This is a genomic window from Variovorax sp. GW531-E2 (assembly GCF_059423125.1).
In genome coordinates, this window is the sequence record NZ_JBWKXQ010000027.1 from 21,213 (window position 1) to 34,003 (window position 12,791).

14 protein-coding genes are annotated in these 12,791 nt (G+C 69.3%); 12 read left to right on the plus strand and 2 right to left on the minus strand.

The window, feature by feature from the left end:
• The 5 genes from AC07XP_RS16885 to AC07XP_RS16905 all read left to right on the plus strand — a co-directional run bounded on the left by AC07XP_RS16885 (window position 1) and on the right by AC07XP_RS16905 (window position 3,245).
• Window positions 1-927 (plus strand): Fe-Mn family superoxide dismutase, encoded by a 927-nt coding sequence (locus AC07XP_RS16885; RefSeq protein ID WP_495265323.1) that lies wholly within the window; start codon window positions 1-3, stop codon window positions 925-927.
• A complete protein-coding gene (locus tag AC07XP_RS16890; RefSeq protein WP_495265324.1) occupies window positions 924-1,382 on the plus strand; it encodes a chromate resistance protein ChrB domain-containing protein in 459 nt (152 codons plus the stop codon). The genes AC07XP_RS16885 and AC07XP_RS16890 overlap by 4 nt, the downstream gene beginning before the upstream one ends.
• A 132-nt stretch (window positions 1,383-1,514) precedes the next feature.
• Window positions 1,515-1,811: a hypothetical protein gene (locus AC07XP_RS16895; RefSeq protein WP_495265325.1), complete on the plus strand. Its 297-nt coding sequence runs from the start codon at window positions 1,515-1,517 to the stop codon at window positions 1,809-1,811.
• 11 nt (window positions 1,812-1,822) lie between these two features.
• Entirely contained in the window at window positions 1,823-2,221 is a 399-nt protein-coding gene (locus AC07XP_RS16900) for a DUF2845 domain-containing protein (RefSeq protein ID WP_495265326.1), read from the plus strand.
• A 208-nt stretch (window positions 2,222-2,429) separates the two neighbouring features.
• On the plus strand, window positions 2,430-3,245 hold the full coding sequence (locus AC07XP_RS16905; RefSeq protein WP_495265327.1) for a class I SAM-dependent methyltransferase: 816 nt from the start codon (window positions 2,430-2,432) through the stop codon (window positions 3,243-3,245).
• A gap of 18 nt (window positions 3,246-3,263) precedes the next feature.
• Here AC07XP_RS16905 and AC07XP_RS16910 read toward each other — a convergent pair whose 3' ends face one another.
• Window positions 3,264-3,614, minus strand: a complete 351-nt coding sequence (locus tag AC07XP_RS16910) for a DUF2200 domain-containing protein (RefSeq protein WP_495265328.1) — start codon at window positions 3,612-3,614, stop codon at window positions 3,264-3,266.
• A gap of 43 nt (window positions 3,615-3,657) precedes the next feature.
• Entirely contained in the window at window positions 3,658-4,371 is a 714-nt protein-coding gene (locus tag AC07XP_RS16915) for a helix-turn-helix domain-containing protein (RefSeq protein WP_492694582.1), read from the minus strand.
• 204 nt (window positions 4,372-4,575) lie between these two features.
• Between AC07XP_RS16915 and AC07XP_RS16920 the strand changes: the two genes are divergently transcribed.
• From AC07XP_RS16920 to AC07XP_RS16950, 7 genes are read left to right on the plus strand one after another with little or no spacing between them, the layout of a single operon-like run.
• Window positions 4,576-5,730, plus strand: coding sequence for an NAD(P)/FAD-dependent oxidoreductase (locus tag AC07XP_RS16920; RefSeq protein WP_495265329.1), 1,155 nt, complete (start codon window positions 4,576-4,578; stop codon window positions 5,728-5,730).
• A 43-nt stretch (window positions 5,731-5,773) separates the two neighbouring features.
• Window positions 5,774-7,225 carry a M81 family metallopeptidase gene (locus AC07XP_RS16925; RefSeq protein ID WP_495265330.1) on the plus strand — a complete coding sequence of 484 codons (1,452 nt, stop codon included), beginning with the start codon at window positions 5,774-5,776 and terminating at the stop codon, window positions 7,223-7,225.
• Between the two features lie 49 nt (window positions 7,226-7,274).
• Window positions 7,275-8,852, plus strand: a complete 1,578-nt coding sequence (locus AC07XP_RS16930) for an ABC transporter substrate-binding protein (RefSeq protein ID WP_495265331.1) — start codon at window positions 7,275-7,277, stop codon at window positions 8,850-8,852.
• A 15-nt stretch (window positions 8,853-8,867) separates the two neighbouring features.
• Window positions 8,868-9,803 (plus strand): ABC transporter permease, encoded by a 936-nt coding sequence (locus AC07XP_RS16935; RefSeq protein ID WP_056574393.1) that lies wholly within the window; start codon window positions 8,868-8,870, stop codon window positions 9,801-9,803.
• 25 nt (window positions 9,804-9,828) lie between these two features.
• On the plus strand, window positions 9,829-10,743 hold the full coding sequence (locus AC07XP_RS16940; RefSeq protein WP_070061798.1) for an ABC transporter permease: 915 nt from the start codon (window positions 9,829-9,831) through the stop codon (window positions 10,741-10,743).
• Between the two features lie 13 nt (window positions 10,744-10,756).
• Window positions 10,757-11,791, plus strand: coding sequence for an ABC transporter ATP-binding protein (locus tag AC07XP_RS16945; protein ID WP_495265332.1), 1,035 nt, complete (start codon window positions 10,757-10,759; stop codon window positions 11,789-11,791).
• Window positions 11,788-12,789, plus strand: a complete 1,002-nt coding sequence (locus tag AC07XP_RS16950) for an ABC transporter ATP-binding protein (RefSeq protein WP_495265333.1) — start codon at window positions 11,788-11,790, stop codon at window positions 12,787-12,789. The genes AC07XP_RS16945 and AC07XP_RS16950 overlap by 4 nt, the downstream gene beginning before the upstream one ends.
• Window positions 12,790-12,791 lie beyond the last annotated feature (2 nt).

Genomic DNA, 12,791 nt, shown 5'->3' on the forward strand with positions numbered 1-12,791 from the left:
ATGGACGCCCGCCCCCAACCATTGCCCTTCGACCCCGCCACGCTGCGCGGCCTGTCGCAGAAGCTTCTGAACAGCCACCACCAGAACAACTATGGCGGCGCCGTCAAGCGCCTCAACGCCATCCGCGCGCAACTCGCCACGGCATCGTTCACCGCCATGCCCGGCTTCAAGCTCAACGGCCTCAAGCGCGAAGAGCTCATCGCCAGCAACTCGATGCTGCTGCACGAGCTGTACTTCGCATCGCTCGGCGGCGACGGCCGGACGATGGAGCCTGCCATGGCGCTCGCATTGGCGGCCAGCTTCGGCAGCGTCGACCGATGGCGCGAGGAATTCGCAGCGATGGGCAAGGCGCTTGGCGGCGGCTCGGGCTGGGTGCTGCTCACCTTCCAACCGCGCGAGGGCACGCTGGTCAACCAGTGGGCTGCCGACCACACACACGCGCTGGCGGGCGGCACGCCCCTGCTGGCGCTGGACATGTACGAGCACGCCTACCACCTGGACCACGGCGCCGCCGCCGGCGCGTACGTCGATGCCTTCATGGCCAACATCGACTGGGCCCCGGTGTACGCGCGCTACCAGCAGGCGGTGCACGCCGCCAGCGAGCCCTTCGGCGCGGCGCAGGACGACGTGGCCGGCTCGATGCTGCTCGACGTGCGCCGTGCCGGCGTGTTCGCACAGGCCGCGTCGATGCTCCCCGGTGCCCGCTGGCGCGACCCGGCGGCGGTCGATCGCTGGGCCGCCGAACTGCCGGCCGATCGCGCGCTGGTCGTCTACTGCGTGTACGGCCACGAGGTGGGACGCAGCACGGCCCTGCGGTTGCGCGCCGCGGGCCTGGACGCACGTTATCTGCGCGGCGGCATCGACGGCTGGCAGGCCGCCGGCCGGCCGCTCCAGCCCAAGCCTGCCGACCCAGGAGCCACGCCATGAAATGGATCACCCGCGAACGCCCGAAGATCGACCGCATCGCCTGCCCGTGGCTGATCCTGCGCTTCATCGACCGCGAGGCCGAGTTTCTCTACGTGCCGCCGGCCGACGTGCTGGCCATGGCGCAAAGCACCGGCGCCACGCCCTACGACATTCCGGGCGTGGAGATGAGCCACGTCGGCGAACGCTGCAGCTTCGACGCCTTCCTCGCGAAGTACCGGCTCGCCGACCCTGCGCTGCACCAGATGGCCGACATCGTGCGCGGCGCGGACACCGCGCGGCTCGACCTCACGCCGCAGTCGGCGGGGCTCTACGCCATCTCGCTGGGCCTGTCGCGCGTGTTCGCCGATGACCACGCCATGCTGCAGCATGGGCTGGTGATATACGACGCGCTGTATGCGTGGTGCAGCGAGGGCCGCGGCGAGACGCACAACTGGCCGCCGAAGATGCCGGGGTGAAGCGGGTCGGAGGACGATGGCCTGCCTTGCCGGAAGCGCGCTAACATTTCGCCCGGCTCCGCCGCACCACCCGGGTCGGACCCTTGAGCGCACAGCGACAACCCAGGGTGTCACCGCAAATGGAGCGTCCCGATGTGGAGCATCCTGGCCGACCTTGTCGTCGGCATCTTCGATTTCGTTCTCGATGTCCTGCTGTTCCGCGGCCTGCGCCGCAAGCACGGCCAGCGCAACCGCAGCGTGGCGCAAGACACCGTCGAGGTCGCGCGCTTCGATTTCGTCACGCTGACTTTCATCGCGCTGGTCAGCGTCGGCTTGATGCTGATCCTGGCGCTCGGATTCGATGTGCCGGCGGGCTGGAGCGTGGGCATCGGCATCACCGTCGGCGCGATCTGGGGCCTCTGGCGGTACGCCCAGCTGGTTCGTGAGTGAGTGATGAACGCATGAAGCATTCAAGAGGGTTAACGATGTGGGGCGCGGCTCGTTGCGCACGCCTGGTCACCGGGGTTTCGATCGCAGCGGCCGCCTTGCTGATCGCCAGTTCCGCGGCAGCACAGTCCCTCGCCTGCAACGGCTACCTCGTCGGAAAAGGGGCGTCGCCCGCGACCTTGCTCCAGACCTGCGGCGAGCCGGTCTACCGGCAGATGGTCTGCGTGCCGATGGTGCAACTGGGCTGGGTCCTCACGCCCTATCGGCCGGGCAGCCCCGAGGCGGTGCTCGCCAATCAATGCGTGCCGATGGAGGAATGGACCTACGACCGCGGGCCGGGCACCTTCTTCGGCATCGTGCGCATCTACAACGGCACCATCGAATCGGTGCGCGACGGGGACCGCGGCCGTTAGGGAGGGGTCGACCGATCGGCGCGCCCGAAACGCCCGGCAACATCTCCGGTACCCACTACAGGGGAGGACGCCCGCGCAACGGCGTTGACGACGATGCCTGGCAGGGCCACCATGGCCCATCGTCCCCGTCACGCATGCCCGAACAGGCAACGGACTCGTTGGAGCAAGGGAGCAGGCCCGCTCTGTTCAGAGCTTTCAAGGAGTTCCCATGGCCGACGAAAGCGACAAGGTGTTCGCGGGCTCGATCCCGAAGTTCTACGACACGCTGATGGTCCCCCTGATCTTCGAGGGCTACGCCGTCGACGCGGCCGCCCTGGTCGCTGCGTTCTCGCCCGGCGCGGTGCTGGAAACGGCGGCCGGCAGCGGCGCGGTCACGCGGATGCTGGCACCCCAGCTCGGCGCCGGTGCGCGCTACGTGGTGACCGACCTCAACCCCGCCATGCTCGACTACGCCGTCACGCGGCAGGCGAGGGACAACCGCATCGAATGGCGGCAGGCCGATGCGCTCGCCCTGCCGTTCGAGAACGCCTCGTTCGATGTGGTCCTGTGCCAGTTCGGCGCCATGTTCTTCCCTGACAGAGTTGCCGGCTACAGCGAGGCGCGTCGCGTGCTGAAACCCGGCGGGCGCTTCGTGTTCAGCGTCTGGGACCGCATCGAAGACAACGCCTTCGCCGACGACGTCACCCGCGCCGTCGCCACCGTGTTCCCGGACGACCCGCCGCGCTTTCTCGCGCGCACGCCGCACGGCTACCACGACGTCGCACAGATCCGCGACGACCTGCGCCGCGCGGGGTTCACCGACATCGAGATCCAGACGCACGAGAAGCTGAGCCGTTCGCCCTCGGCACGCGAGGTGGCGGTGGCCTACTGCCAGGGCACGCCGTTGCGCAACGAGATCGAGGCGCGCGACGCAAGCCTGCTCCAGCTTGCGACCGACCGCGCGGAGGAGGCGATTGCCAGCCGGCATGGCGCGGGGCCGGTGGCTGGGAAGATCCAGGCGCATGTCATCGTGGCGACGGGCTAGACACGCGCAACGCGCGGGCTACGTCCGCAGGATCTTCTCGATCGCCTTGCCCTTGGCCAGCTCGTCGACCAGCTTGTCCATGTAGCGAATCTTCTGCATCAGAGGGTCTTCGACTTCTTCGACGCGCACGCCGCACACGACGCCCTTGATCAACGCGCGGTTCGGGTGCAGCGCCGGGGCCTGAGCGAAGAAGGTCCTGAAATCGTTCTGCTGGTCGATCTGCTGCTGCAGCCCCGCCGCGTCGTAACCGGTGAGCCAGCAGATGACCTCGTCGACCTCTGCCTTCGTGCGCTGCTTGCGTTCCGCTTTCTGGACGTACATGGGGTACACCTTGGCGAACGGCATCGCGAAGATCCGGTGCTCTGACATCGTCATGTCTCCTTCATGCCGGGCCGCAGGCTGACGCGGGAGCTCAGCCCTTGCGGCCACCCGCGGTCTTCTTCACCGCCACAGTCTTGCGCGCCGGCTTCATCGCAGGCGCCTCGCGCGCCGACTTCATGTGCCCGCTCTCCCCCGAGGTCATGCCCACGATCTTCGCGAGCTGGCGGCTCACGCTCACGTAGGCGTGGCCGAGGCGGCTGTCGAAGTACAGCGAGTCGCCGCGCGCCAGGCGCACCACCTCGCCGTTGTCGAAGTACACGTCGATCTCGCCCGACAGCACGTAGGCGAACTCTTCGCCCGTGTGGCGCACGAAGTCCTCGGGGCCGTTGATGCGGCGCGCGTGCACGGTGCCGACGATGGGGCTCATCTGCTTGCCGGCGGCGGTGGTGCCCAGGAACTCGTAGGCGATGGCCAGCCCCTTGTAGACCACGCCCTTGCCCGCGCGCGTGACGACCGGGCCGTCGAGCTGCTCGGGCTTGACGCCGGCGCCCGCGAACATGGCGTTCATGTCCATCTCGAGCGCGCGGCCCAGCGCGGTGAAGTTCTCGTAGCCGAGCGCGAGCTGGCCGCGCTCGGCGCGCGAGATGGTGGTGATCGACACGCCGGAGCGCTCGGCCAGTTGCGCCAGCGTCCAGCCGAAACGCTTGCGCGCGGTGCGCAGGCGATGGCCGAAAGTGGTGCGGTCCAGCGTGGGCGGCTCTTCCTTCGGCTTCGCCCCGCCCCGGTTCCCTGTGTGTGGAGTCACGCTTGGCTTTCTCTAGGTATGCCGGGTGATTCTGCCAGCCCCGCGCCCGGCCGGCCACGCACGGCGCGACAGCCCCGGCATGCGTTTTGCGTATGCGCAAATTGCGTGTACGCAAATTTCACCTCGGTGGTGCACCCATGGTTTCCCCTTGGTTGGCGCAAATCAATTTGCGTATCCGCAAATTTCTACCTACACTTTTCGGCGATGACAACAAACACAACCACTCCCGTCGTGGCCGACTACCTCGTGATCGGCGGCGGCATCGCCGGGGCCTCGGTGGCCCACTGGCTCGCCCCGCATGCCCGCGTGATCCTGCTCGAACGCGAAGCCCAGCCGGGCTACCACTCCACCGGCCGTTCGGCCGCGCTCTTCATGGAGAGCTACGGCACGCCGCAGGTGCGCGCCCTCACCATGGCCAGCCGCGCCTTCCTCGAACACCCGCCCGAAGGCTTTGCCGAGCACCCGCTGCTCACGCCGCGCGGCGCGATGATGGTCGCGGGCACCGAGCACCTGCACGAACTCGAAGCGCACTGGGAGCTGCTGCGCGCCATGGACGTCGGCGCCCAGCGCCTCGATGGCGAGCAGGCGCGCGAGATGGTGCCGGCGCTGCGCCCCGAGCAGGTGGCCGGCGCGGTGTACGAACCCGACGCCTCCGACATGGACGTGCACGCCATCCACCAGGGCTACCTGCGCGGCATGCGCCAGGCCGGCGGCAAGCTGGTGTGCGACGCCGAGGTCACGGCGATGGAACGCATCGGCGACCGCTGGCGCGTGACGGCCGGCGACGCGGTGTACGAAGCGCCCGTGGTGCTCAACGCAGCCGGCGCCTGGGTCGACACGATCGCGCAGCTGGCGGGCGTGCGCCCGCTGGGCATCGAGCCACGCCGCCGCTCGGCCTTCATCTTCGCGCCGCCCGAGGGCCAGAGCGTGGCGCACTGGCCGATGGTGTTCGCCGCCGACGAGGGCTGGTACATCAAGCCCGACGCCGGCATGCTGCTGGGCTCGCCGGCCAACGCCGACCCGGTCGAGCCGCAGGACGTGCAGCCCGAAGAGATGGACATCGCCATCGCCATGCACCGCATCGAGGAGGCGACCACGCTCGCCATCCGCCGGCCCACGCGCACCTGGGCCGGCCTGCGTTCCTTCGTGGCCGACGGCGACCTGGTGGGCGGCTTCGCGCCCGACGCGCCCGGCTTCTTCTGGGTCGCGGCGCAAGGCGGCTACGGCATCCAGACCTCGGCCGCCATGGGCGAGGCCTGCGCCGCGCTGGCACGCGGCCTGCCGCTGCCCGAGCGCATCGCGGGCTTCGGGCTCACGGCCGAGATGCTCGGCCCGCAGCGCCTGCGCACCGCCGGCTGATTCGCGTTCCCTCCCCCACCAATCTTCCCCACGAGAAATCACCATGCGTGTCTTCAGTGCCTCCCTCGCGACCGAAACCAACACCTTCGGCCCGATGCCGACCGGCATCGCCTCCTTCAAGGACCGCGGCTACTTCCCCGCCGGCCAGCATCCCGATGCGCTGACGATCTACTCGGGCCCGCTGTGGGCCGCGCGCATCCGCGGCAAGGAAAAGGGTTGGACCCTGCTCGAAGGCATGGTGGCGGGCGCGCAGCCCAGCGGCATCACCACGCGCCATGCGTACGAAACCCTGCGCGACGAAATGCTGAACGACCTGCGCGCCGCGCTGCCGGTCGACATGGTGCTGCTCGGCCTGCACGGCGCGATGGTGGCCGACGGCTACGACGACTGCGAAGGCGACATGCTGGCGCGCGTGCGCCAGATCGTGGGCCCTGATGTGGTGATCGGCGCCGAGCTCGACCCGCACAACCACCTCACGCCCGCCATGGTGGACAACGCCAACGTGATGGTCTCCTTCAAGGAGTACCCGCACACCGACGTGCTCGAACGCGGGCTGGAGCTGGTCGACATCTGCGCCGCGGCCGTGGAAGGCAAGGTCAAGCCGGTGGTCGCGATGGTCGACTGCGACATCATCGTCACCGTGCACACCTCGCGCGAGCCGGCGCGCAGCTTCGTGCAGCGCATGCAAGCGCTCGAAGGCAAGGACGGCGTGCTCTCGGTCTCGCTCACGCACGGCTTCTCGTGGGGCGACGTGCCCGAGATGGGCACCAAGGTGCTGGTCTACACCGACGGCGATCAGCCCAAGGCGAACGCACTCGCACGGCAGCTGGCCGACGAAGTCATCGCCATGCGCGACGGTCTCACGGTCAACTACCCGAGCATCGACGACTCGCTCGACGAAGCCCTGGCCTTCGACGGCGGCCCCGTGGTGCTGGCCGACGGCGCCGACAACCCCGGTGGCGGTGCGGCGAGCGACTCCACCTTCATCCTGCGCCGCATGCTCGAGCGCGGCATCACCAACGCGGCCCTGGGCCCGATGTGGGACCCGATTGCCGTGCGCATCGCCTTCGACGCCGGCGTGGGCGCGAAGCTGCAGATGCGCATCGGCGGCAAGATCAGCCCGCTGTCGGGCGACCCGCTGGACCTCGAGTGCACCGTGAAGGCGCTGAAGGAAGACCTGGTGATGACGGGCCTGTCGAACACGCCCACCGCCATGGGCGACTGCGCGCTGGTCGAGGTGAACGGCATCGAGATCGTGCTGATCACGCGGCGCAACCAGGCCATGGGCACCGATATGTTCACGCAGCTGGGCTGCGACCTGGCGGCCAAGAAGATCGTGGTCGTCAAGTCGTCGCAGCACTTCTACGCGTCGTACTCCCAGGTGGCCAAGCACGTGATCTACGCCGGCGCACCGGGCGCCGTGACGCTCGACCTCACCACCCTGCCGTACCGCAAGGCTCGCCTGCCGAAGTGGCCCATCGGCGTCGCCGCCTGAACTCCCTCTTCTTCTTTTTTGTTTCGCCCCACCGACCGGAGAACCGACGATGACCCGACGAACGCTTGCTGCCCTCGCTGCCCTGGCCCTTTCGGCCGCCAGCCTTCCCGCGCTCGCCCAGACGCCGCCCAAGACACTCAAGGTGGTGGCGCACGCCGACCTGAAGATCCTCGACCCGACCTTCACCACGGCCTACATCTCGCGCAACTTCGGCCACATGGTGTACGACACGCTGTTCGCGCAGGACGCCACCGGCAAGCCGCAGCCGCAGATGGTCGAGAAGTACACGACCTCGAAAGACGGCAAGCAGTGGAGCTTCACGCTGCGCCCGGGCCTGAAGTTCTCCGACGGCGCCGCCGTGACCTCGGCCGACGCCGTGGCCTCGCTGCAGCGCTGGGCGGCGCGCGACAGCCTGGGCCGTGCCATGACGGCCGTGGGCGCCGAGTGGAAGGCGACCGACGCGCGCACCCTCACGCTCACGCTCAACGAGCCCTTCGGCATGGTGCTCGACGCGCTGGCCAAGCCCTCGGGCTTTCCGCCGGTGATCCTGCCCGAGCGCATCGCCAAGCTGCCGGCCACCGCGCCCCTCACCGAGGTCGTCGGCTCGGGGCCCTTCATCTTCAAGCGTGACGAATGGGTGCCGGGCAACAAGACGGTGTTCGTGCGCAACCCGAACTACGTGGCGCGCAGCGAGCCGCCGAGCGGCCTGGCCGGCAGCAAGAAGACCAGCCTCGACCGCGTCGAATGGCTCTACCTGCCCGACGCCAACAGCGCGATCTCGGCGCTCAAGCGCGGCGAGGTCGACTACATCGAGCAGCTGGCGCCCGACTACATCGCGCCGCTGCGCACCGACAGCAACATCAAGATCGGCTCCGGCGGCGCCTACCAGGGCTTCCTGGTGATGAACCAGCTGCACCCGCCCTTCGACAACCCGAAGGTGCGCCAGGCGCTGCTGCAGGCCGTGAACCAGGAACGCTTCGTCGCGGCCATGGGCTTCCCGCTGGACATGCGCATGGCCTACTGCGCCACCTGGTTCATCTGCGGCAGCCCCAACGACACCTCGGCCGGCGCGGAGCCCTTCCGCAAGGCCGACGTCGCCAAGGCGAAGAAGATGCTCGCCGACGCTGGCTACAAGGGCGAGAAGGTGGTGCTGATGGTGCCCAGCGACGTGCCCTACCTCAACGCCGAGGCGCTGATGGCCGCGCAGACCATGAAGAGCATCGGCCTGAACGTCGATGCGCAGACCATGGACTGGGCGTCCATCGGCGCGCGCCGCGCCAAGCGCGATGCGTCCGACGCCGGCGGCTGGAACATGTACGTCACGGTGGCCGGCGAGTTCGACGTGAACTCGCCCATCAGCAACGCCTACCTGGGCGCGGCCTGCGGCAACACGCTGCCCGGCTGGCCCTGCGACAAGAAACTCGACGAGCTGCGCACCGCCTGGCTGAAGGAAACCGTGCCGGCCAAGCGCAAGGAACTGCTCGACGCCTTCCAGTCGCGCGCCTACGAGGCCGTGCCGTACATCAACGCGGGCCAGTACTCGGCCGCGTTCGCGGCGCGCGCCAGCATCAAGGGGCTGGACAAGATGTGGGCCGGCCTGCCCACCGTCTGGATGCTCGACAAGTAAGCCACGCGCACCGCCATGGGCTACATCGTTCGACGCTTTCTTTCCACGCTGCCGGTGATGGCGGTGGTGGCCGTGGTGGTGTTCCTGCTGATCCACCTGTCGCCGGGCGACCCGGCCGCGCTCATCGCGGGCGACCTCGCCACCACCGAGGACATCGACAAGCTGCGCGCTGCGCTCGGCCTGAACCTGCCGCTGTGGCAGCAGTTCGGCCTGTGGATCGGCAAGATCTTCACCGGCGACCTGGGCACCTCGATCTTCACGCAGGTGCCGGTGACGCAGCTGCTCGGCCAGCGGCTGGAGCCGACGGTGTCGATCGCGGCGCTCACCATGCTCATCACGCTGGTGACGGCCGTGCCGCTGGGCACGCTCGCGGCCTACTGCGCGGGCACCTGGATCGACCGGCTCGTGATGCTGTTCGCGGTGCTGGCCTTCTCGGTGCCGGTGTTCCTCGTGGGCTACCTGCTGGTCTACACCTTCGCGGTGCAGCTGCCGTGGTTTCCGGTGCAGGGCTACGTGAACTTCTCCGAAGGCCCCGGCGCCTGGCTGCGCGCGCTGGTGCTGCCCTGCGTGAACCTGGCGCTGGTGTACATCGCGCTGGTGACGCGCATGACGCGCGCCACCGTGCTCGAGGTGCTGCACGAGGACTACATCCGCACCGCGCGCGCCAAGGGCCTGGGCGTGCTGCCGGTGCTGGGCCATGCGCTGCGCAACGCGGCCATTCCCATCGCCACCACCATCGGCGCGGGCATTGCGCTGCTGATCGGCGGCGTGGTGGTCACCGAGACGGTGTTCGCCATTCCGGGCGTGGGCCGGCTGGTCATCGATTCGGTGCAGCGCCACGACTACCCGGTGATCCAGAGCGTGCTGCTGCTGTCGGCGGGCGTGTACGTGCTGATCAACCTCCTGATCGATCTGAGCTACCGCCTGTTCGATCCGCGCATCCAGTACTAGAACAAAGAACGAGCCCCACGACGCCATGTCCACTGCCCTGCCCTTGCGCGAGGTCGATGCACCGGTTCCCACCGCCGTCGCAGACGCCGCCGAAGACCCTCCTTTCGTACCGCCGCGCTGGCGCTGGGTGCGCAAGCACCCGACGCTGATCGTCGGCGCGCTGCTGCTCATCGCGGTGGCCGCGCTGTCCATCGCCGCGCCCTGGATCGCCACCCACGACCCGCAGGACATCGACCCGCTGGCGCGCATGCAGCCGGCCTCGGCCGAGCACTGGTTCGGCACCGACGCGCTGGGCCGCGACGTGTTCAGCCGCGCCGTGTGGGGCGGTCGCGTGTCGATGATCGTCGGCGCCTCGGTGGCCGTGCTCGCCACCTTCTTCGGCATCGCGCTGGGCCTGGTGTCGGGCTTCGTGCGCTGGGCCGACGGCCCGATCATGCGGGTGATGGACGGGCTCATGGCCATCCCCGGCATCCTGCTGGCCATTGCGCTCATGGCCGTGACGCGCGCCAGCCTCACCACGGTGATCATCGCCATCACCGTGCCCGAGATTCCGCGCGTGGTGCGGCTGGTGCGCTCGCTGGCGCTCACGCTGCGCGAGCAGCTGTTCGTGGAGGCCGCGCACGCGGTCGGCACGCGGCTGCCGGTGATCCTCGTGCGGCACGTGCTGCCGAACATCGTGGCGCCGCTGGTGGTGCAGGCCACCTTCGTCGCCGCCGCCGCCGTGCTCACCGAGGCTGCGCTGTCCTTCCTCGGCGTGGGCGTGCCTTCGCAGACGCCGAGCTGGGGGAACATGATGGCCGAGGGCCGCAACTTCGTGACCGTGGCGTTCCACATCATCCTGTACCCGGGCCTGCTGCTGGCGGCCACGGTGCTGGCGATCAACCTGCTCGGCGACGGCCTGCGCGATGCGCTCGACCCGCGCCTGGCGCGGCAGCTGTGAAGAGGAACGCGCCATGACCACTCCCATGTCCCAGGCCACCCTCGCCCCCGGCGAGCCATTGCTCGAGGTCGACAACCTGCGCACCTACTTCAGCACGCTCGCGGGCACCGTGCGCTCGGTCGACGGCGTGTCGTACACCGTGCGCGCGGGCCGCACGCTCGGCGTGGTCGGCGAATCGGGCTGCGGCAAGAGCGTGACGGCGCTCTCGATCCTGCGGCTGGTGCCCACGCCGCCCGGTCGCCACATGGGCGCGGTGCGCCTGCGCGGCACCGACCTGATGCAGCTCAGCGAACGCGAGATGCGCCAGATCCGCGGCAACCGCATCTCGATGATCTTCCAGGAGCCCATGACCTCGCTGAACCCGGTGCTCACCGTGGGCCGGCAGATCGCCGAAACGGTGCAGCTGCACCAGAAGGCGAGCCGCGCCGAGGCGCTGCAGCGCGCGGTCGAGATGCTGCGCCTGGTGCAGATTCCCGAGCCCGAGCGGCGCGTGAACGAGTACCCGCACCAGCTCTCGGGCGGCATGCGCCAGCGCGTGATGATCGCGCTGGCCCTGGCCTGCAACCCCGAGGTGCTGATCGCCGACGAGCCCACCACCGCGCTCGACGTGACCATCCAGGCGCAGATCCTCGACCTCATCAAGCGGCTGCAGAAAGAGCTGGGCATGGGCGTGGTGATGATCACGCACGACCTGGGCGTGGTGGCCGAGAGCTGCGACCGCGTGGTCGTCATGTACGCCGGCAAGAAGGTGGAAGAGGCCGACGTGGTCGATCTCTTCGACCGCCCGCTGCATCCCTACACCCGCGCGCTGATGGCCTCGATGCCCGCCATGAGCACATCGAGCGCGCGGCTGCACGAGATCCCGGGCATGGTGCCCGCAGCGCACGAGCTCGGGCGCGGCTGCGCCTTTGCCGCGCGCTGTTCGCAGGCACGCGAACGCTGCCGCCGCGAGACACCGCCGCTGTCCACGCAGGGCGACGGGCATGTGGTCGCCTGCTTCGCGGTGCAGGAACAATGGACCGACGAGGCTGCCGAGGTGAGCGCATGACGACAACGACGACCCCATCCACCAAGGCGCCGCTGCTGCAGGTGCGCGAGCTGCGCAAGCACTACACCTCGCCGCGGCGCTGGCTGCGCCCGGCCAAGCCGGCCATCCAGGCGGTCGACGGCGTGTCGTTCGACGTCGGGCACGGCGAGACGCTGTCGCTGGTCGGCGAGTCGGGCTGCGGAAAGACCACCACGGCCAAGTCGGTGATGCGGCTGGTCGAGCCCACCTCGGGCTCGGTGCGGCTGAACGGCGAAGAGCTGCTGACCCTGCCCGCGAACGCGATGCGCCAGCGCCGGCGCGACCTGCAGATCATCTTCCAGGACCCCTACGCCTCGCTGAACCCGCGCCTCACGGCCGGCGACATCGTGGCCGAGCCGCTGCGCAATTTCGGCGACGTGTCTCTGGCCGAGCGGCGCGAGCGCGTGCAATGGCTGTTCTCGCGCGTGGGCCTGCGGCCCGAGGCGGCAAAGAAGTTTCCGCACGAGTTCTCGGGCGGCCAGCGCCAGCGCCTGGGCATTGCGCGCGCGCTGGCGCTGAACCCCAAGCTGATCGTCTGCGACGAGCCCGTGTCGGCGCTCGACGTGTCGGTGCAGGCGCAGGTGGTCAACCTGCTGATGGACCTGCAGGCCGAGTTCGGCATCGCCTACCTCTTCGTGGCGCACGACCTCGCCGTGGTGCGCCACATCAGCCATCGCGTGGCCGTGATGTACCTCGGCCACATCGTGGAGATCGCCGACCGCGACACGCTCTTCTCGGCGCCGCGCCATCCGTACACCGAGATCCTGCTGTCGGCCGTGCCCGTGCCCAACCCACGCACGCCGGCGCGCCGCCTGCTGCTGCAGGGCGATCCGCCGAGCCCGGCCAACCCGCCCTCGGGCTGCCGCTTTCACACGCGCTGCCCGATGGCGCAGGCCGTGTGCAAGGAGAAGACGCCCGCGCTGAGCGAGCGCCCCTCGACTTCCCAGGGCGGCCACTGGGTCGCCTGCCACTTCCGTTGAAA